This window comes from Embleya sp. AB8 (assembly GCF_049739465.1).
In the GTDB taxonomy this organism is placed as follows: domain Bacteria; phylum Actinomycetota; class Actinomycetes; order Streptomycetales; family Streptomycetaceae; genus Embleya.
In genome coordinates this window covers 196,899-216,240 of sequence record NZ_JBMHHY010000005.1, presented here as the reverse complement: position 1 = coordinate 216,240, position 19,342 = coordinate 196,899, and the positions used below count along the sequence as shown (strand labels likewise).

General features: G+C 70.7%; 15 protein-coding genes and 1 pseudogene. 8 read left to right on the top strand and 8 right to left on the bottom strand.

Annotated elements, in window-relative coordinates; genetic code table 11:
• Positions 1 to 71 precede the first annotated feature (71 nt).
• Positions 72 to 974 (top strand): serine hydrolase, encoded by a 903-nt coding sequence (locus ABIA38_RS09320; protein WP_424638015.1) that lies wholly within the window; start codon positions 72 to 74, stop codon positions 972 to 974.
• 366 nt (positions 975 to 1,340) lie between these two features.
• On the opposite strand, the gene ABIA38_RS09315 is transcribed toward ABIA38_RS09320, so the two are convergent.
• On the bottom strand, positions 1,341 to 2,075 hold the full coding sequence (locus tag ABIA38_RS09315) for a spermidine synthase (RefSeq protein ID WP_424638014.1): 735 nt from the start codon (positions 2,073 to 2,075) through the stop codon (positions 1,341 to 1,343).
• Positions 2,076 to 2,667: 592 nt separating this feature from the next.
• On the opposite strand from ABIA38_RS09315, the pseudogene ABIA38_RS09310 reads away from it, so the two are divergent.
• Both ABIA38_RS09310 and ABIA38_RS09305 read left to right on the top strand, forming a co-directional pair.
• A pseudogene (locus ABIA38_RS09310) lies at positions 2,668 to 4,536 on the top strand (M4 family metallopeptidase); the annotation flags it as partial.
• A gap of 680 nt (positions 4,537 to 5,216) precedes the next feature.
• The gene (locus tag ABIA38_RS09305; protein WP_424638013.1) at positions 5,217 to 6,491 is read left to right on the top strand and encodes a DUF3533 domain-containing protein; all 1,275 of its coding nucleotides are present in this window, start codon (positions 5,217 to 5,219) and stop codon (positions 6,489 to 6,491) included.
• A gap of 287 nt (positions 6,492 to 6,778) precedes the next feature.
• Here ABIA38_RS09305 and ABIA38_RS09300 read toward each other — a convergent pair whose 3' ends face one another.
• Both ABIA38_RS09300 and ABIA38_RS09295 read right to left on the bottom strand, forming a co-directional pair.
• Positions 6,779 to 7,585 (bottom strand): GntR family transcriptional regulator, encoded by an 807-nt coding sequence (locus ABIA38_RS09300; protein WP_424638012.1) that lies wholly within the window; start codon positions 7,583 to 7,585, stop codon positions 6,779 to 6,781.
• Entirely contained in the window at positions 7,569 to 8,129 is a 561-nt protein-coding gene (locus ABIA38_RS09295; RefSeq protein WP_424638011.1) for a GntR family transcriptional regulator, read from the bottom strand. The genes ABIA38_RS09300 and ABIA38_RS09295 overlap by 17 nt, the downstream gene beginning before the upstream one ends.
• Before the next feature lie 181 nt (positions 8,130 to 8,310).
• Between ABIA38_RS09295 and ABIA38_RS09290 the strand changes: the two genes are divergently transcribed.
• Positions 8,311 to 8,736 (top strand): hypothetical protein, encoded by a 426-nt coding sequence (locus tag ABIA38_RS09290; RefSeq protein WP_424638010.1) that lies wholly within the window; start codon positions 8,311 to 8,313, stop codon positions 8,734 to 8,736.
• Between the two features lie 159 nt (positions 8,737 to 8,895).
• Here the strand turns inward: ABIA38_RS09290 and ABIA38_RS09285 are convergent, their stop codons facing one another.
• The 5 genes from ABIA38_RS09285 to ABIA38_RS09265 all read right to left on the bottom strand — a co-directional run bounded on the left by ABIA38_RS09285 (position 8,896) and on the right by ABIA38_RS09265 (position 13,734).
• Positions 8,896 to 9,171 (bottom strand): hypothetical protein, encoded by a 276-nt coding sequence (locus tag ABIA38_RS09285; protein WP_424638009.1) that lies wholly within the window; start codon positions 9,169 to 9,171, stop codon positions 8,896 to 8,898.
• 435 nt (positions 9,172 to 9,606) lie between these two features.
• Positions 9,607 to 10,716, bottom strand: a complete 1,110-nt coding sequence (gene menC / locus ABIA38_RS09280) for an o-succinylbenzoate synthase (protein WP_424638008.1) — start codon at positions 10,714 to 10,716, stop codon at positions 9,607 to 9,609.
• A gap of 41 nt (positions 10,717 to 10,757) precedes the next feature.
• A complete protein-coding gene (locus ABIA38_RS09275) occupies positions 10,758 to 11,546 on the bottom strand; it encodes a GNAT family N-acetyltransferase (protein WP_424638007.1) in 789 nt (262 codons plus the stop codon).
• The gene (locus ABIA38_RS09270) at positions 11,543 to 12,700 is read right to left on the bottom strand and encodes a M20 family metallopeptidase (protein ID WP_424638006.1); all 1,158 of its coding nucleotides are present in this window, start codon (positions 12,698 to 12,700) and stop codon (positions 11,543 to 11,545) included. The genes ABIA38_RS09275 and ABIA38_RS09270 overlap by 4 nt, the downstream gene beginning before the upstream one ends.
• Entirely contained in the window at positions 12,697 to 13,734 is a 1,038-nt protein-coding gene (locus ABIA38_RS09265; protein WP_424638005.1) for a dipeptidase, read from the bottom strand. Before ABIA38_RS09265 ends, ABIA38_RS09270 begins: the two co-directional genes overlap by 4 nt.
• Before the next feature lie 410 nt (positions 13,735 to 14,144).
• Here ABIA38_RS09265 and ABIA38_RS09260 point away from each other — a divergent pair, with 410 nt between their 5' ends.
• The 4 genes from ABIA38_RS09260 (at position 14,145) to ABIA38_RS09245 (ending at position 19,339) form a co-directional block, all read left to right on the top strand.
• The gene (locus ABIA38_RS09260) at positions 14,145 to 15,272 is read left to right on the top strand and encodes an acyl-CoA dehydrogenase family protein (protein WP_424638004.1); all 1,128 of its coding nucleotides are present in this window, start codon (positions 14,145 to 14,147) and stop codon (positions 15,270 to 15,272) included.
• Between the two features lie 253 nt (positions 15,273 to 15,525).
• Entirely contained in the window at positions 15,526 to 17,514 is a 1,989-nt protein-coding gene (locus ABIA38_RS09255) for a LodA/GoxA family CTQ-dependent oxidase (RefSeq protein ID WP_424638003.1), read from the top strand.
• Entirely contained in the window at positions 17,511 to 18,692 is a 1,182-nt protein-coding gene (locus ABIA38_RS09250; RefSeq protein WP_424638002.1) for a tryptophan 7-halogenase, read from the top strand. Before ABIA38_RS09255 ends, ABIA38_RS09250 begins: the two co-directional genes overlap by 4 nt.
• A 71-nt stretch (positions 18,693 to 18,763) precedes the next feature.
• The gene (locus ABIA38_RS09245) at positions 18,764 to 19,339 is read left to right on the top strand and encodes a Uma2 family endonuclease (RefSeq protein WP_424638001.1); all 576 of its coding nucleotides are present in this window, start codon (positions 18,764 to 18,766) and stop codon (positions 19,337 to 19,339) included.
• Positions 19,340 to 19,342 lie beyond the last annotated feature (3 nt).

Genomic DNA, 19,342 nt, shown 5'->3' with positions numbered 1-19,342 from the left:
CGCCGCACCCGGCACTGGACATCTCCCTCTTCCGGGCCCCTCGCGGGCACCCGACCACCCACGGAGCGCACATGATCACCGACCAGGCACCGGTCGAGCCGAGCAAGAGCATCCAGGCCGTCTTCAACGCCGCGGAGGTCGACGGCTACCTGCACGTGCGCGACCTCGACGGCCCCGACGAGGTCGACTTCCGGGCCGCCGCGCCGGTGGTACTGGCCTCGGTCTTCAAGATCCCGATCGCCCTCGAGTACGCCCGCCAGGCCGCGACGGGTCGGCTGGATCGGGCCGGCCGGCACCTGGTCACCGACGCCGACAAGGAGGGCGACGGGATCGGTACCGACGGCTGCGCGCACGACGTGGAGATGAGCGCGCGCGACCTCGCCTACATGATGATGACGATGAGCGACAACGCCGCCACCGACGTGGTGTTGGACCTGGTCGGCCGGGGCAACGTGCGGGCCACGCTGGACGAGTTGGACTGTCGGAACACCTCGGTCTCCGGCTGCAAGGAGTTGTTCGCCGACCTGGCGGGCGAGTTGGGCATCGACCCGACCGCATCCGACATCAACGCGCAGGTCGCGCGGATCACCCCGGACCGGCTGCGTGTGCTCAGTGTCCGCGACCCGGCCCGCACCGCGTCGACCACGCCGCGCGAGATCACCAAGCTGCTCGCCGCGATCTGGCGCGACGAGGCGGGTCCGGCCGAGGCGTGCGCGGAGGTGCGCGAGATCATGGGCCGGCAGATCTGGCCGCACCGGCTCTCGTCCGGATTCGAGAACGAGATCAAGGTCTCCGGCAAGACCGGCACGCTCTGGGGCGTGCGCAACGAGGCCGGTGTCGTGGAATACCCCGACGGCAAGCGCTATGCCGTCGGGGTATTCCTGCGCTCGGAGGAGATGGGCTTCCGTCTCCCCCGCGCGGACGCGGCGATCGGCCGGGCCGCACGGGTGGCGATCGACCACCTGCGCGGCTGAACGACGGCGCGGCCGGCGGTTCGAAGCGGATGCCACGCCGCCGGCGACCCGTGACCGGCCGGGCACGATACCCGACTCGGCCCACCGAACGGGGCGCCGGGCGAGGCGATTTCGGGCCGGATGGGCGGTGTCGGTCGCCGTACGGTCCGGGCCCGACACACCGGGTGGGTCCGGCCCGCCGGGTAGGTTTCCGGCCTCCCGCCGGGTGGGTCCGGCCGGCCGGTGGGTCGCGGCGTAGCCGGCCCCATTCCGGCCACGCGGACGGTGTCGGTCGCCACACCGACCGACACCCAAGCGCCTACCACGCCCGGCCCGCCGGGTCGGGGCGCACCGCAGCCGGCCCCTTCGGACGACGCGGGCGCCCGGTCACAGTGCCAGGTCGGCGCCCTTTCGGGCCACGTAGACGGTGTTGGTCGCCGTACCGTCCTGGAGGGGATTGGCGAAGTCGACCACGTGTGCGCTCGATTCGGCGAATACCTGCGCCAACACCGCGCCGAACTCGGCGTCCGGCGGGTCGTTCGACCACAACGCGAAGACGCCGTCCGGGTGCAGCCGATCCGCCAGCGCGCGCAGCCCCGCGGGGCGGTAGAGCGCGGCGTGGCTGGGGTGCAGCACATGGCGCGGCGAGTGGTCGACGTCGAGCAGGATGCCGTGCCACCGCCGGCCCGGCGCGTCCGGGTCGAACCCCCGGGGGTCGCCGGCCAACGCGAAGAAGTCGCCCCGAACCAACCGGCAACGCGGATCGCCCGCCAGCCCGGCACCCAGCGGCACCAGGCCGCGCCGATGCCAGTCGATCACCTCGCCGAGCGCGTCCACCACGATCAGGTCCCGCACGCGGGCGTCGTCCAGCGCCGCCCGGGCCGTGTAGCCCAGACCCAACCCGCCCACCACCACGTCGAGTTCGGTGTCCGGCGGCAGCGCGGCCAGGCCGAGTTCGGTGAGCGCGATCTCGCCGGCCGTGAACAGGCTGGACATCAGGAACTCGTCGCCGAGCTTGACCTCGTAGACGTCCTCCCCCGTGGCCGGATCGCGCCGGCGACGCAGGCTGATCTCGCCCATCGGCGTCGGCCGCCAGTCGAGTTCCTCGAAACGCGCGCTCATCCGTGCACCCTCAACCGTGTCGACCCCGCTCTCCGGCGCCGGTGGTTGGTCAGCCTATAGAGCACCCGAGCGCGGCGCCCCACCAACGCGCCGGATCAGGCCGGCGGCAAACCCGCCGGGTGGTCGGTCGGGCGGTAGCCGCCGCTCGGCCGGCAAGAGCCCCGGAAGGCCCCGCCGTCCGCGTCGAACCGGAGCGTGGCGGGCCCGTCCACGTGGATCCGGACCCGGTGCCGTAGAGGAGTTCGACACTCGACGGGCCCGTCCGCGAGGGGGACCGCAGCGAAGTCCGCCCCCACCGTCCGGCCCGACCATCCGGCCCGGCGCAGCCCGACGGCCGGGTCGACCGACTCCGTGCCGATATTCTCCGCTACGCCCAACTCACAAGCCCTGCGCGGAGTTTGACAGATTTTGCCGGACGCGTGGCGGTGCATTGTTCGGGACCGGACCGCCGTGTGAGCGTTTGCCGATCGGGCACGGACCCGGCGGTCACGCTCGTCGGCGGTTCGCTCACCTCGCGAACGCGGCCGGCGAAAGCCGGATTCGTGGTCGAGGTTTACCTTCCACTCAAGGAGCCTCGATGAATCGCAAATCGATGACGGCCGGGACTGTCCTGGCCGTTCTCGCCGGGTTGGTGGTCTCCACGACCGCCCAGTCGGCCTCGGCCGACCCGTCTCCCCCTCCGCCCGGCTCGCAGGCACAGGCGGTGGCTGCCGCCGACCGCGCCGTAGGCAGCGGCATGGACTCGCTCGCCAAGGGTCCGGACGAGCAGTACCAGCGCCAAGCGGTGACCCCCTGGGTCAACGACCTGTACTCGGTCGCCTACGAGCGCACCTACCGCGGCATCCCGGTGGTCGGCGGCGACGCCGTCGTCCTCGCCGACGGCCACGGCCGGGTCCGCGCGACCCAGTCCGCGACCAGTGCCCGAATAGCCGCGAACACCACGGCCACGATCGACGCCAACGCGGCCGAGGCCACGTCCAAGGCCAAGTTGGCCGCGGTGGACCGGGTCGAGTCGCACCGGCTCGTCGTCCGGGTCAAGGACGGCAGCAGCAACCTGGCCTGGGAAACGGTACTGGTCGGCCGTACCGAAACGGCGCCCAGCCACCTGCACGTCTTCGTCGACGCGAGCACGGGCACGGTGCTCGACACCTACGACGACGTCAAGGCCGGCACCGGCAACAGCCAATGGAACGGCCCGAACCCGCTCGCCATCGACACCACCAACTCGGGCGGTACCTACTCCCTGCGCGACCCGAACCGCCCCGGTCTGACCTGCTCCGACTACGACACCGGCCAGGTCTTCAGCAAGTCCACCGACTCGTGGGGCAACGGCCAGGCGTCCAGCAGGGAGACCGGCTGCGTCGACGTGATGTGGGCCGCGCAGCACGAGTGGAACATGCTCCGTGACTGGCTCGGCCGCAACGGCCACAACGGCACGGGCGGCAGCTGGCCGGTCAAGGTCGGCCTCAACGACGTCAACGCGTACTGGGACGGCACCGGCGTCTCCATCGGCCACAACCAGGCCAACCAGTGGATCGGCGCGATGGACGTGGTCGGCCACGAATTCGGCCACGGCATCGACCAGTACACCCCGGGCGGCGCCGGCACCGAAGCCGGACTCGGCGAGGGCACCGGCGACATCTTCGGCGCGCTGACCGAGGCGTACACCAACGAGCCCGCGCCGTACAACACGCCGAACTACACCGTCGGCGAGATGGTCAACCTGGTCGGCCAGGGCCCGATCCGCTACATGTACGACCCCTCCGTCAAGGGCGACCCGAACTGCTACAGCTCCTCGATCCCCAACACGGAGGTGCACGCGGCGGCCGGCCCGCTGAACCACTGGTTCTACCTGCTCGCCGAGGGCACCAACCCCACCAACGGCCAGCCCACCAGCCCGACCTGCAACAACACCACCCTCACCGGGGCGGGCATCCAGCAGGCCGGCAAGGTCTTCTACGGCGCGATGTTGCTCAAGACCAGCGGCATGAGCTACGCCCGCTACCGCACCGCCACGCTCAGCTCGGCCAAGGCACTCGACTCGACCTGCGCGCTGTTCAACAAGACCAAGGCCGCGTGGGACGCGGTCAGCCTGCCCGCGCAGTCCGGTGACCCGACCTGCACCGGCGGCCCCGCGCAGAACGACTTCGCACTCAGCGTCAGCCCGAACTCCGGTACGGTGCAGGCCGGTTCCTCGGTCAGCGCGACCGTGGGCACGACCATCACCTCCGGCACCGCGCAGACCGTGGCACTGACCGCCTCCGGCCAGCCGAGCGACGTCACGGTGAGCCTGACGCCGAGCTCGGTCCAGTCCGGCGCGTCCGCGACGCTGAAGGCGACCGCCGCGGCGAACGCCGCGAACGGCACCTACGTCATCACGGTGACCGGTACCGGGCCCAACGCGACCCACACCGCCCAGTACACCCTGACCGTCGGCAGCGGCGGCCCGGGCGGCAACGCGCTCCTCAACGGTGGCTTCGAACAGGGCACCGCCAACTGGACGCAGAGCGCCAACGACATCACCAACAGCACGCAGAACGCCGCGCACAGCGGCTCCTGGTACGCGTGGATGATGGGCTACGGCTCGACCGCCACGGAAACCTTGTCCCAGGCCAACGTGCTGATCCCGAACTCCGGCTCGCCGAAGTTGCGCCTGTGGACCAAGATCACCACCCAGGAGACCGGGTCGACGGTCTACGACACGCTCAAGGTCCAGATCAACGGCACGACCCTGGCCACCTACTCCAACGTCGACGCCAGTAGCGCCTACGTGCAACGCACGGTCGACGTGAGCGCCTACAAGGGCCAGACGGTGACCGTACAGTTCGCGGGCTCCGAGGACTCGTCACTGGCCACCACATTCCTCGTGGACGACGTGAGCATCTCCTGACCCTCCTGACCCTCCTGACCCTTCGGATGCTCCGGATGCTCCGGATGCGCCCGATCGCCCTGCTCGCGTGATCGCGCGCGACCACCGACCGCCCTGCTCCCGGCGCCCCACGCCGGGAGCAGGGCTTCGCGATGTACGGGCGGGGTTTCGCCGGGCGACGAGGGGGCGACCATCACGCCCGAGGCGGGCGTACCCGCCGGGTGTCCGCGCGGGTGGCCGGTCCGCCCCTCGGTTGGTTCGTCTGGAGTGTGATGGCCTCGACTCGGTCCGCCCCCTGGGTCGGCGCGCGGCAGGTGTTGCGCAATCCGCGGATCTGGGTGATGCCCACGGTCCTCGTCGGACTGCTGGCCTTCCTGCTGTCGATGTTGTACATGGGTGGCATCCTCGACCCGCGCGGCGACCTGCGCCGGCTGCCGATCGGGCTGGTCGACGCGGACCGGGGTGCCCCGAACGCGGCCGGCGGGCCGAGCCTGGGCGCGCGGATCACCGCCGGCATCGCGGCTGCGCCCGATCCCGGGCGCACGGTGTCCTGGCGGGTCCTGGACGAACGCTCGGCCCGGCGCGAGCTGGCCTCGGGCAAGCTGTACGGCGCGATCCTGGTACCCCCCGACTTCACCGCGACGGTAGCCGCCCTGGGCACACCGACCGCCGGCGCGCGCCCGACGATCGCCGTACTGACCAACCCCGGCGTGGGCAGCCTGGCCTCGTCGTTGGCCACGAGCATCGCGCAACAGGCCGTCCGCGGCGCGTCGTTGCAACTCGGCGCGACGCTGGGCGGATCGGCGGGGCCGGACCGAAGCGCCGCCGCGAGCCTGCTCCTGGCCGACCCGATCGCGGCCCAGGTCACGGTGGGCCACCCGATCGGCCCACGCAGCGGCCTGGGGCTGACCGCGTTCTACTACACACTGCTCCTGGTCCTGGCCGGCTTCCTCGGCGGCAACATCATCTCCAACGGCGTCGACGTCGCACTCGGCTACGTGGCGAGCGAGATCGGACCGCTGCGCACGGAACGCCCATTGGTACACGTCACCCGAACCCACACCCTCGCCATCAAATGTGTGATGTCCGCGGTCCTGTCCATGCTGACCGCCACCCTGATCATGCTCGCCACGATCGGCATCCTGGACATGGACGCCGCCCACCTGCCGCTGCTGTGGATCTTCTCGGTCTGCGCGACCACCGCAGTCGGCCTCGGCGTCCAGGCCATCAACGCGGCCTTCGGCGGAATCGGCCAACTGGTCAGCATGTTCGTCTTCATCGTGCTGGCCCTCCCGTCCTCCGGCGCCACCATCCCGCTCCAGGCGCTGCCACCGTTCTACCGAGCCCTGTCCGTCTTCGAACCGATGCGCCAACTCAGCGACGGCGTCCGGGCGATCCTCTACTTCGACGCCCGCGCCGACGCGGGCTTGACCAGAGCCTGGCTCGGCATCACCTTCGGCATCCTGGCCGGCCTGGCCTTCGGCTTCGCCATGACGCGGTACTACGACCACAAGGAACTGCACCGAATCGCGCCCGGGACCGAGTAGCGCCGAGCAGCACTCGGCCCTACTCGGGTTCAGCCGGCCCGGTTCAGCTCCTTGACCATCGCCGAGATGTCGGAGTGCCTGCCCTCGACGCTCTGCAAACCGGCGATCAGCGTGTTCCTGACGGACTCGCCCTGGATATCCTCCTGCGGAACGACGGCGGCATGGCGTTGCCGGCCCGCGGCCGGACCGAAGACGACCTCGACCGGATCAACGGCGTCCGTCCCGAGACATCATCGAGTGGCCCTGACCGAAGGCGCCTTCAGCCGCTTTGGACGTCAACGCGGGAATCAGGTGCCGCGCGGCTCACCCGACGGTCCGGGGCCCTCCTCGGCGAACTCGTACTGAAGTTCGTACAGGTGGCCCGCCTTCGCCATCACCGTGACCTCGATCGGTCGGTCGCCATCGGTGTAGACGACACGCAGGGTGCGCAGGATCGGGAGGTCGCTGGGTAGTTGCAGGGCCTCGTACTGCTCCTGTGTGGGGATGCGCGCGGAGACGCGGTCGACCGTTCGGCGCGGCGGATGGCCCAGGTCGGCGAGGAGGGCGGGGGTACCGCCTCGGATCCTGCGGGCTTCCGCCAGTGCCGTGCCCTGGGCCAGTTCGATCGGGTAGTAGGAAGTGACCAGTTCGACCGGATGCCCGTCGTGGGCGAGCAATTGGCGTCGGATGACCGCGACTTCGGTCTCACCCGGCGCCAGACAGGCGGCCACGTCTCCGGGTGGGCGCACCTCCGCGACGTCCAGGAGTCGGATGCTTCCATGCTTGCCGTGCCGAGCGGCCTCGGTGAGCCACCGGTACGGCATACCCGGCTCGGCCGGGCGCCCGAAATCGGCCGGTCGTACCGTCTCCTGACGATGCTCGCGAACCGTTACGGCGGCACCCGCGCGGCCGATGACCAGGCGCTCGTCCTTCAGTACCTGTAGGGCCTTCTGAATGGTCGCGTTCGACGCGTCGAAGCGCTCCTTCAGCCGCTGTGTGGACGGAAGGTCTGCGCCCGGAACGAGGTCGCCGGACATGATCTCGTCCCGCAGATCCGCAGCGATGCGCTGGTGCAGCGGTCTGCGGTCGAAGGCGTCTTCAGCCGCTTTGGGCATCTCGGCCAATCCTTGTCTCGTAGCGGAGTCGCTGGGTAGCAGCCGGAAAGACGGACACGTCCACCTGGAAGGCTTCGCCACCGGCGTCCAAGGTCACCCGCACCAGCCGCAGCACCGGATCGTGCGCACCCAGCCCCAGGGTCTCGCACTCACTCGCATCAGGAAGCCGGGCACCGACCTCTTCCCGCACGCGGTGACCGGTGTGGCCGAGGTTCGCCAACAACGTCACCGCACCGCCGGGGATCTTGGCCGTTCCGGTCAGCGCCGTCCCATGTGCGATGGCCACCGGGTAGTAGGTGTCGGTCAGTTCGGTGGCCTCCCCATCGAGCAGGATGATCCGCCGCCGCTCGACCACGGGCGCGCCCTCCGGGATGTCGAGCAACGCGGCCACCTCACGGGACGCTGTCACGTCCCGAGCATGAATGATGCGCTGACCGCCCTTACGCCCCCCGGCAGCGGCCACCACGCTCCAGGCGTCCCGCTCCCCCTTCCCACGCGGCGTCACGTACGGCGTGGACACGTGCACCCACTCGTTACCGCCCACCGGATCCCCTTGATCGCTTCGGAAGTCGTGAACCTTACTGCTTTACACACTAAGCGCATAGGTCGACAGGAGAATCTTGCTGCTTTTCGCGAAAGGCAATATGATCTGCGCAAGAGGGTGGATCGGCCGTGTCCATGGCGGCTTGAGCCCCGCCCGGCAAACGACCGTCGAAAGGAGAGTCATGGCGACGGAGATACCGGATCCCAGCGTGACTGTGCTGCCTGGGATTGGGCGGCCGGGAGTGGTGCAACTCGTCGTAGAGGGTGCGATGTCGGCGCATCGGCGGCGGCTGTCGGGGCCGGTGACCGTGTCGATGTCGCTCGAAGCGGCCACCAGCGTCGTGGATCACATCGTGCAGTGCCTTCCGCTTGAGGAGCAGCGTCGCGTGGCGCGTCATGTTTTGGCTCGGGTGGGAGCGGCCACCGGGGCCGTGTATGGCGGACCTCCGCCGACGCCGGAGCAGTGTGCGGCGTTGATTGCGGATGGGTTGGCATTGATCGCAAGTTGTCGAAACGACATTCGAGAGGATGGAGGACCTCATGGGTCAGCGGAAGTCCCACAACGAACCGACATCGAGTCTTCCCGGCTGGTTGCGGGTGACGGCTGAGAGTCGGCGCGCGTATCGGGAGTGGGAGGCGGCCGGGCGCCCGGCCGCGCCGCATTCGTATACGAGTGGTGGTGGGTACGGCTGGGTTCCCGCCGTGCATTCGGAGGCCTACCGGAATGTGCACGGCTCGCGCCCTACATGAGGTGTACGGAGCTCGCGTCAGGCGCCGGGTGTTCGGGTTACTTCGAAGACCTCCACCATTCGGCGGAGTTTGGCCTCGACCCTGGCTGCGTCTCGTGGTTGGACGGTGAGTTCCACCGTGGCCGTGCCGGATTCCGTGGAGATGTAGGTGAGTCGGTCCACGCCGTGGTTGTTCACCGTTGCCGCGACTCGCGCGAGGGTGCCTTGGCCGTGGCGCATTCGGGCGATCAGCAGGGCCGATTCCGGGACGGTGGGCCGGGGGGCTTCGAGGACCTGGGTGCCTTCGTCAACCATGAGGTGTTGGCTCCTGTCGAGTGCCGAGTGGGGTGGGGTGGGGTGCGAAACCGGGCCGGGAAAGCAGAAAGACCCCTCGCGATGCGCGAGAGGTCTGCGTGCGGACGGTGGGCCGCAGGGAAATGATCGTCCTGGTAAGCCCGATGTCGGCACGCTGCCGGTAATAATCATCCGACGTCGCATGACATCGAAGTTCGCACACCCACCACGCGCCGTCCAACGTGTCTCATGATGCGGATGGGATTGGGATTGGGATTGGGGATGGGATTGGGCGTGGGGGTGGGACCGGGGGTGGGCAGGCGGGTGCCGACGGCGCCCGGCCGATTGCTCGACCGGGCGCCGTCGACGGCTCTGCTCGGCTCGATCCCCGCCCGCTCAGCTCGATTTCGGCCGGCTCAGCTCGATTTCGGCCGGCTCAGCTCGATTTCGGCCGGCTCAGAACTTGATCCACTCGCTGGACGTGGTCACCGAGTCCAGGATGTCGGCGATCGGCTCGATGCCCAGGCCGGGGCCGGTGGGTACGTCGAGGTGGCCGTCGGCGAGTTCGAACGGCGTGGTGATGTCCGTGGCGTAGTAACGGCGCGAGGCCGACGTGTCGCCCGGCAACGTGAAGCCCGGCAGCGCGGCCAGCGCCACGTTGGCGGCCCGGCCGAGGCCGGTCTCCAGCATGCCGCCGCACCACACCGGGACGCCGTGCGCCACGCACAGGTCGTGGATCGCCTTGGCCTCCAGGTAGCCGCCGACCCGGCCCGGCTTGACGTTGATGATCGAGGCCGCGCCGAGGGTGAGCGCGGCGGCGGCGTCCTCGACCGACTCGATCGATTCGTCCAGGCAGATCGGCGTACTCATCCGCTTGGCCAACTGGGCGTGCTGGATCAGGTCGTCGTCGGCCAGCGGCTGCTCGATCAGCAGCAGGTCGAACTCGTCCAGCTTGGCCAACTGCCGCGCGTCGGCCAGCGTGTACGCCGCGTTCGCGTCCACCTGGAGCAGCAGGTCGGCGCCGAACCGCTCCCGCACCGCCCGCACCGGCGCCAGGTCCCAACCCGGCTCGATCTTCAGCTTGATCCGCACATAGCCCTCGTCGACGAACCCCCCGACCGTTTCCAGGAGTTCCGGGATCGAGTCCATGATCCCGACCGACACCCCGCACGGCACCCGATCCCGCGCCGCGCCCAGGAAGGAGCCGAACGACTCGCCGGACAGCCGCAGTTGCGCGTCCAACACGCCCGTCTCCAGCGCCGCCTTGGCCATCCGGTGGCCCTTGAACGGCTTCAGCGCCCGCTTCACCGCCCGCGCGCTCACCCGCTCGCCCAGCGCGGGCAGCGTCGGGATCAGATAGCGCTTGAGCACGTCGGCCGCGCCTTCCACGTACTCCGAGCTGTACAGCGGGTCGGACATCGCGACGCATTCGCCCCAGCCCTCCGCCTCCGGTGTGACCACGCGCAGCAGCAGGATGTCGCGCGCGCTCTCCACACCGAACGAGGTGCGGAACGGTGCGCGCAACGGCATTGCGATCCGGCGCAGTTCGATTCCGGTGATCTTCATGGTGCCAGGGCTCCCGATCTGTTCGAGGATCTTGTTCGCGTTCACGCGGTAGGGGTGGCGCGGGTGAGGACGTAGCGGGTCTTGTCGTGGAAGCCGATCACCCGCGCGCCGTCGGCCAGCAGGCCGCCGAGGACGTCGCGCAGCGCGATCCGCCACTCCTTCGCCGCGCCGGGGTCGGTGCGCCGCAGCGCCTCGATGTCCGCCGGTACCTCGACCAGCAGGTGCTCGGCGTCGGTCCGGCCCAGGACCGGCAGGTCGTCGCGGTCGGTCAGCGCGGCCACCGCGTCGGGTGGTACGACCACCGGGATGGGTGCCGACCGGGCCGCCGCCGCGACCTGCGGGTCGGCCAACTCCCAGGCCACCAGCACCCGATCGGTGTCCGTACCGCCGTTGATCGCGTCGTCGACGGACCCGTAGAAGTTGGGCAGGTAGCCGTCGGGACGGCCGGCCAGCTTGGCCACGTTGAAGTAGGCGTTGCGGCGGATCAGCGGATCGTAGGTCCAGGTGATCCGGCTCAGCCCCCGGTCCAGGGCCCACTCCCGCTGATGCAGCTTGAGCGCGAAGCCGGCCGCGTGGCCCGGCCGGGCGCCGGTGATGTGCGAGTGCATCGTACGGGCGATCGGCGCGCCGAAGAACGCGACGGTGGCGCCGGCCAGGCGCCCGTCCGCGTACGCCCCGGCAACGTAGTTGCCCGCGTGCGACAGGGCCCGCATCTGCTCGACGTTGATCGGCGCGTTGCCCGGTGCCGCGCCCCAGATCTCGCAGAACAGGGCGCATACGTCCTCGAGTTCGTCGAGTTCGTGCAACTCGCGGATGATCGGCGCACTCATCGGACGACCGCCTCGATCAGGCCGGCCAGGAGCTGTGCGCGCGGCGCCAACTCGGCCACGATCACGTGCTCGTGGTCGGCGTGCGCGCCGCCGCCGACCGCGCCGAGCCCGTCGAGCGTCGGACAACCCACGCCCGCCGTGAAGTTGCCGTCGGACGCGCCACCCACGGCAGCGGACCGCAGCGGCGGCAGGCCGCGATGGGCCGCGGTGAGGCCGGCCAGGTCGAACAGCGCACTGGACGAACTCTCCTCCAGCGGCGGGCGGTTCGGGCCGCCGAGCACCTCGATCCGGGCGCCGGGCACGGTCGGGGTCAGACCCCGAATCAACTCGTCCACCCGGTCCTGGGCCTTGCGGGTGGGCACCCGTACGTCGACCGTCACCTTGGCCCGCGCCGGCACCGTGTTGGTCACCGAGCCGGCGCCGAGCACCGTCGGGGTGACCGTGGTCCGCCACCCACCGGACGCGCCGGCGCCGCCCTCGTCCGCCCGGGCGGCCAACTCGCCCAGGGCCAGCACCAGATGCGCGGCCTCGACCGCCGCGTTGATCCCCTTCTCCGGCTCCAGGCCCGCGTGCGCGGCCTTCCCGTGCACCACCAACTCGTACATCGAACCGCCCTTGCGCGCGGTCTTGAGCGCACCGCCGTCGGCCGACGCCTCCAGGACGAATGCCGCCGCGCACCCGCGCGCGCAATCCTCGATCAACTCGCGCGACGTGGTCGAGCCGACCTCCTCGTCACCGGTGATCAGTACGGCGATCCCGTCCAGGGAATCCGACGCGGCCAGCGCGTGGAACATCTGCACGAGACCGGCCTTCATGTCGAACACGCCCGGCCCGCGCGCGATCCCGTCCCGCACCGACCACGGGTGGGTCGCCAGCGAGCCCATCGGCCAGACCGTGTCGTGGTGGCCGACCAGGAGCACCTTCGGCGTACCGAAGACCCAGCGCAGGTGGGTCACCCCGCCCAGGACGATACGCTCGGGTGCGACGCCGCCCAGATACCGGGCACCCTGCGCGGCGACCACATCGGCACTGCGCGCGACCGCCGCCAGGTCGGCGGAGAACGATTCGCAGGTCACCAACTCGGCCAGATCGGTGAGCATCGCCTCGGTGTCGAACGCCCGCGCGGCGGCGGCGCTCGTCGTCGGGCCGGTCATCGGGCCCGGCCCAGTTCGGCGCGGAAGAGCCGGGCCACATTGCCGCCGAGGATCGCCAGGATCTCCTTCTCGCCGAACCCGCGTCGGACCAACACCTCGGTGAGCGCGGGCAGTTGGGCCGGGCCATCGAGGTCGGGCAGGGTCGCGGAGGTGTCCACGCCGGGGTAGTCGGCGCCCTCGCAGCACGGCGGGGTGACGTCCTCGAGCACCTCGCGCAGGAAGTCGGGGCCGATCCCGACATGATCGATGCCGGCCACCTCGATCACGTGCGCGATGTGATCGACGATCCCATCGATGGTGTGCTTGGTCCGGTCCGCCGAGACGAAGCCGGGAAAGAAGTTGACGCACACCACGCCGCCCGTGCCGGCCACACCGCGGATCTGCTCGTCGGTCAGGTTGCGGTGGTGGTCGCACAGCGCCCGGGTCGCCGAGTGGCTGGCCAGCAGCGGACGGGTGGCCTCCGCCAGGACGTGGGCCACACCGGTGGCGCCGAGGTGGGAGATGTCGAACACGATGCCCAGGCGTTCCATCTCGCGCAGCGCCTCGACGCCGGCGTGGGTCAGCCGACTGCCGGTGGCGTCCTCACCGCTGCCGTCGCCCAGCGGCGAGCGGCCCCAGTGCGCGATCGAGGCGACCCGGACGCCGAGCCGGTAGAGCGTACGGAACAGCTCCAGGTCGGCGTCCACCCCGGGCGCGCTCTCCAGCGCCAGGACGAGCGCGATCCGGCCCTCGGCGAGCGCGGCGTCGATGTCGTCCCCGGTCAGGCACAGCTTGACCGCGTCGGGATTGCCCTCGGCGATCGTGTGCGCGCACTCGACCATCCGCAGTGTCCGGCGCAGCGCCCCTTCCGGGCGGAACTGGTCGTCCACGAACACCGGCAGCACCTGTACGTCCACACCACCCTCGCGCAGCTGCGGCAACCACTGTTCGCGGAAGAAGCTCGCCCACCTTCCCGGTGGTCGCTCCACCACCGCCATCAGCAGGTCGTTGTGCGTATCGGCGACCACGGCACGGGTGTGCAGTTCGGCGCTCATGTCGATTCCTTTCGGTCGAGGTGTCAGCGACGCTAGGCCGCCGTGCGTGTCGGGTGCTTCGTCCGAATGACCAATGCTGTCGTGGCTTTCCGTCACCGAGCACCAAAGCCACGGTGTGGTCGGCGCATCGATCGACCACGTTTGCCGGACGCCTTCGAGGAGGTTTGCGCACCGGGACCGGGGCCGGCAAAGGCCATGGTGGCGGGCGACGAAGAACCGGTCCCGGCTTCGTCGCGCCGGACGATCCGCAAGTGCCGCCCCGGCACCTACCGTGCGCAGGTGACCCGGGCTCGCCGGGCCCCAGGGCGGGTCTTCAAACCCGATTCGGGGGGCCCGCCCGGGTGCCTGGGATTCCCTTCCCGGCCCCGCCCGTCCATCCCAGGCCCGCCCGTCCATCCCAGGGAGCGCCCGTGCCCGTCGATCGCCTGCTCCCCACCGACGAAGCACACGACCTGATCGCGCGGACCCGGGCCTTCGCGGACCGGGAACTCGCGCCTCGGGTGACCGAGTGCGAGCTCGAAGCACGCTACCCCACCGGCCTGTTCGCCGCGCTCGGTCGGGCCGGTCTGTCCGGGCTACCCTATCCGACCCGGTACGGCGGTGGAGGGCAGCCGTACGAGGTCTACCTCCAGGTGTTGGAAGAACTGGCCGGCCGCTGGGTGGGCGCGGCCGGCGCGGTGGACGTACATACCCTGGCGTGTCTGCCGACGGCCCGGCACGGCACCGACGCACAGCGTGAGCAGTGGCTGCCGGGGATGCTCGACGGCACGCTGACCGGCGGGTACGCCCGAGCCGAGCCGCACGCCGGGGCCGATCCGTCGGCGATCACGTGTCGGGCCGAGCGGACCCGGGCGGGGTACGTACTGCTCGGCACCCAGGTCGGCGTGGCGCACGGCGGCCGGGCGCACTTCCAGACGGTGTTCGCCCGGACCGGTCCGGGTCGGCCGGACGTGTCGTGTCTCCTGGCGCCGGGCGCGGACGAGTACCTCTACTTCGGCGCGCCGGAGGAGTCGACCGCACTGCGCGCGATGCCGACCACCGGCGCCTACTGGGACGGTGTCCACCTGGAGCCGGAGCGACTGATCGGGCGACGGAACGAGGGCCTGCGGATCGCCTTCGAGGTATTGGACGCCGGCCGCCTGGGCGTCGCCGCGTGCGCCACCGGGTTGGCCCAGGCGGCCCTGGAGATCGCCGTCGACTTCGCCGCCGGACGCGAACACCGGCTGCTCGCCGAGCGGTTGGGCGCCGTCGAGTCCGCCCGGGCGATCTACCTGGACGCGGCCCGGCGCCGCGACGCGGGCCTGTCGTACAGCCGCCAGGCGTCGGTGGCCGAACCGATCGCGGTGGCGGCGGCGGTCGAGGCGACGGGCGAGGCGCTACGCGTGCTGGGCCCGGTCGCCGACACGGACGAATTCCCGGTGGCCCGCTACGCGAGGGAGGCCGCCACCCTGCACCGCCGCCTGGCCCCGACGGCGCCGGCCACGGGTCCGCCGAAGGACTGCCGCGACGGGTCGGGGTTGGCGGCGGTGGGTGGGTGAGCTGGTAGCGCGCCCGGCGATGGGTCCACCGCGTACGGCGTTGCGCCGCCCGGTAGTTCGCGACCGCGGCGGAGACCGACGGGCGCCGCCGCAGGCGGTGGGAGCACCTCGGTCCGTGCCCCGAGCGCCACATGTGTCACCCGAGCGGCCCTTGCGCCGATCAGTGCCATTGGCCAGCGTGTAGGCGCGCCCGCACATCGTGTGCAGATCGCGCCGGTCGGGCGTGGGGGCGGACGAGAGCATGGGGAGTGCCGTGAGCGAAGGCAACGACAGCGCCGGCCATCATGGGCGGGTGGACGAACCCATCGTCCGGATTCGGATCCATCCCGCGATCGGCATCGCCCGGGTGGGGAACAGCACTCGGCCGGACGGGTGGTTCTATGGTCCGGAAACGCCGAACCCGCCGGTGTCCGCGCCCGGTTCGGTCAAGGATCGGGATGGGGCGATCAAGCGCCAGGCGGCCCGGTTCCGGCTGTACGGCTACGCGGCCGACGGGCGGGTGTTGCGCGAGGTGACCCGCGCCGACCAGGGCACCACGATCACATGGGGCGTGCACGTGGCCAATCGGAAGGCCGCCTGGTACGAGTTCCATCTGCCGCTCGACATCCCCGACTCGCGGGATCCGGCGGCCAAGCCGTCCGTACGGCGCAACCCCCGGGTCACCGACCGCCGTTCGCTGGTCATCGATCCCGGGCGCAAGACCCTGAACGCGGCCGGCGCCGGCCCGGTGGCGTTCGCCGGCGGGCGCTTCCTCGGGCGGGTCGACGTGCCGCTGGGCGAGATGCGTACCGACGAGCACGGCCGGTTGGTGGTGCTCGGCGGGCACGGCAGGTCGGGGTCGCCAGATCACGCGCCGCTCGCCTCGGTGACCAACAACGACGGCTGGTACGACGACATCTCCGACGGCCCGGTCACCGCGACGGTCACCATCGGCGGCGCGGCGATCCCGGTGGACCCGGCCTGGGTGGTGGTGGCGCCGCCCAACTTCGCGCCGGACGTGCGGACCTTGCGCACGCTGTACGACCTGCTCTTCGACGTGTTCGTGACGACCGGTCAGCTGCCCTTTCCGGCCAAGGTCTCGTTCGGCGAGCACATCGAACCGATCCTGCGCCGATTCTGCGATCTCCAGTGGGTCAACGCCGGGTTCGCGGCGCAGTTCGGCTGGTCCGGGCCGGAACACTTCCTCGCTCCGGAGACACTGAAGCGGTTGGCCAGTCCGGCGGACAAGTATCACGAGCTGCGCCGGCAGGTCTACACCGCGTTGCGCGACTACGACCGCGACGGCAGGTCGCCGACGCCGTGGCCGTGGTTGTACGGGGACGGCATGGCGAGTGTGCCCAGGACCGTGCGGCAGCACCTGACGTTGTCCCCGACCCAGGACAGATTGTTGCTCGCCTGGTCGCGCGGCGAGTTCGACGGCACGCCGTTCGCGGGCTACCCGCACGCGGTGGAGGACGCGCCGCTCGCCGCGCAGCCGGGGCTGTTGGATCGGGCCGCACTGGACTTCTGTGTGGCCGACGCGTTCCATCCCGGGATCGAGGTGACCTGGCCGATCCGGCACGCGTCGATGTTCGCCGCGCCGTTCCGGATCCGGGCCCGGGCCGAGGGTGCGGCCGATCCGGACTATGGGAACACGCTCACCCCGGACGCCGCGCTGGCGGCGAACGGGCCGGTGTACGCGCAGGGTCCGGGCGACCTGAGTCGCTGGATGGCGGTGCCGTGGCAGACCGATACGGCCGGGTGTCGGGCGGGCTACGAGGCACAGGCCGGGCTCGGGCCGCGCTACGACCCGTACGTGCCGACCTTCTGGCCGGCGCGGGTGCCCAACCATGTGCTCAAGCAGAGCGACTACGAGACGGTCAACCGCCCGGACGGGCCCGGAACGCTGGACCGCGAGGCCGCGTTCGCGCACCGCGCGGTGTGGTTGCGCGGGCTGACCGGGGCCACGCCGGAGGCGCAGCGGCGGCAGATGGTGGACGGCTGGTACAAGCTGGGCATCGTCGAGGTACGGCCGTACACCGTGGGTGACGGCCGGTTCCCGCCGCTGATGCAGGTCGAGTCGACGCCGGAACCGCCGTTCGACCGGGCGGCGGACGCCAACAACCTGGTGAACGTGCACGTTCCGGAGCCGGCCGGGTCCACCGCGGTGGTCCTGGCGGTGGCCGAGGCGACCGGGCAGGACGTCGCGGACGTGACGGTGGGGCACATCGACAACATCGAGCCGTACCTGGACTCCAGGTGACCGGGGCCGGGGTGCCGATCGTGTGCCGCCGCTACGACGTCGTGGTCGCGGGTGGTGGTCCGGCCGGCGCCTCGGCCGCGATCACCCTGGCCCGGGCCGGGCGTTCGGTCCTGCTCGCCGACGCGGGTAGCGGGCCGGCGGCGATCGGCGAGGCGCTCCCGGCGGCGGCGGGACGGTTGTTGGCCGACCTGGGCATCGCCGACCCGCTCCCCGGCCACCTCGCGTGCCACACCACGCTCTCCGCGTGGGGTTCGCCGACCCTGACCGCCGTATCGAGCATCACCGACCCGGACGGCCCCGGCCTGCACCTCGACCGCCCCCGCTTCGACCGCCAACTCCGCGAGGCCGCACGGACGGCAGGCGCCGAGGTGGCCGAACACACCCGAGTGGGCGCGCCGTTCCGGAACCAGGACGGCACCTGGTCGGTCCCACTGGGCCACGAACTCGTCGGCGCCACCTGGCTCGTGGACGCAACGGGCCGCCGCGCCGGCCTCGCCACCACCTGCGGCAACGCCCGCCGGCACACCCAGGACGCCCTCGTGGCACTACACGTCACCCCGACCGACCACACCGAATCCGACGCAAGCACCCTGGTCGAATCCACCCCCGACGGCTGGTGGTACACCGCCCGACTCCCCGGCAACCGACGCCTACTCGCCTACTTCACCGACGCCGACTCCCCCACTGCCCACCCGGACCACTTCCGCACCCGACTCGCACAAACCAACCACATCGCCGAACGGATAGCCGACCCCAGCACCGAGGCCCCCCGCCGCGCCGCCGCCCACAGCGCCCACCTCACCCCGGTCTGCGGCACCGACTGGCTGGCCGTCGGCGACGCCGCAATGGCCGTCGACCCCATCTCCTCCCAGGGCATCCTCACCGCGCTGTACACCGGCCTGACCGCCGGCCAAACCATCCACGCAAGCCTCGCCGGCCACCCGGCCGCCCAAGCCGACTACCAGTCCCGCATCACCACCCTGTTCCACGCCTACCGCCACAACCACCACACCACCTACACCGCCGAACAGCGGTGGGCGGAACAGCCGTTTTGGCGGCGGCGGCAGATGCCCACACAATCCGTTCACCCGTTTGAGGGGTTCCTGGCAGAACCGCACCCTGCCACCCAGGAGCATCCGTACGGTTTGGGATCGACGGCGGCACATCGGCCCGGGTAATGGCCCGGTGCGTTGTCGGCGGTAATCATGGAGACATGACGCGACGCGAGCCACAGAAACGGAGGCCACCAGTGACCACGGTGACCGAACGCGTAGGCATGCCTGTCGAGGAATTCGAGCGCATCGCCCGCGACACCGCCGAGTCGGTACGACTGGAGCTAATCGGCGGCAAGGTGGGGGTAAAGGCGATGGCCGACGGCGACCACATCGAGATCGTGATGTGGCTGGTCAAGCTGCTCGCGCGGCTACGACCGGAACTCACGCTGTACGTGGAGCGCGGTCTACAAGTCGAGCAGTACCGTAAGGGTCGAGCCCGTCCCGACGGAACCCTCGCGCACGAAGAGACCTTTAATGCTCAGGGTGAATGGGGTGACCCTTCCGCAGTTCTCATGGTCTTGGAGGTAACTTCGTTCGACCGCGACACCGACCGCCGCGATCGCGAGGACAAACCCCGTGCCTACGCTGAGACCGGCATCCCGCTGTACCTTCTGATCGACCGTGACAGTTGCGAGGTCGCCGTGTATAGCGACCCCGCCGATGGTGCGTACACCACCTTCGTCAAGCGACCCTTCGGCAAGCTGGTTCACCTCCCGGCTCCGGTCGATGTCGAGCTTGAGACCGAGCGCCTCTGGCGCTGGGTACGTTGACGT

Coding starts and splice junctions, on each gene's coding strand:
- ABIA38_RS09320 (WP_424638015.1), top strand. CDS start 72: ATGATCACCGACCAGGCACCGGTCGAGCCGAGCAAGAGCATCCAGGCC.
- ABIA38_RS09315 (WP_424638014.1), bottom strand. CDS start 2,075: ATGAGCGCGCGTTTCGAGGAACTCGACTGGCGGCCGACGCCGATGGGC.
- ABIA38_RS09305 (WP_424638013.1), top strand. CDS start 5,217: ATGGCCTCGACTCGGTCCGCCCCCTGGGTCGGCGCGCGGCAGGTGTTG.
- ABIA38_RS09300 (WP_424638012.1), bottom strand. CDS start 7,585: ATGCCCAAAGCGGCTGAAGACGCCTTCGACCGCAGACCGCTGCACCAG.
- ABIA38_RS09290 (WP_424638010.1), top strand. CDS start 8,311: ATGGCGACGGAGATACCGGATCCCAGCGTGACTGTGCTGCCTGGGATT.
- ABIA38_RS09285 (WP_424638009.1), bottom strand. CDS start 9,171: ATGGTTGACGAAGGCACCCAGGTCCTCGAAGCCCCCCGGCCCACCGTC.
- menC (WP_424638008.1), bottom strand. CDS start 10,716: ATGAAGATCACCGGAATCGAACTGCGCCGGATCGCAATGCCGTTGCGC.
- ABIA38_RS09275 (WP_424638007.1), bottom strand. CDS start 11,546: ATGAGTGCGCCGATCATCCGCGAGTTGCACGAACTCGACGAACTCGAG.
- ABIA38_RS09270 (WP_424638006.1), bottom strand. CDS start 12,700: ATGACCGGCCCGACGACGAGCGCCGCCGCCGCGCGGGCGTTCGACACC.
- ABIA38_RS09265 (WP_424638005.1), bottom strand. CDS start 13,734: ATGAGCGCCGAACTGCACACCCGTGCCGTGGTCGCCGATACGCACAAC.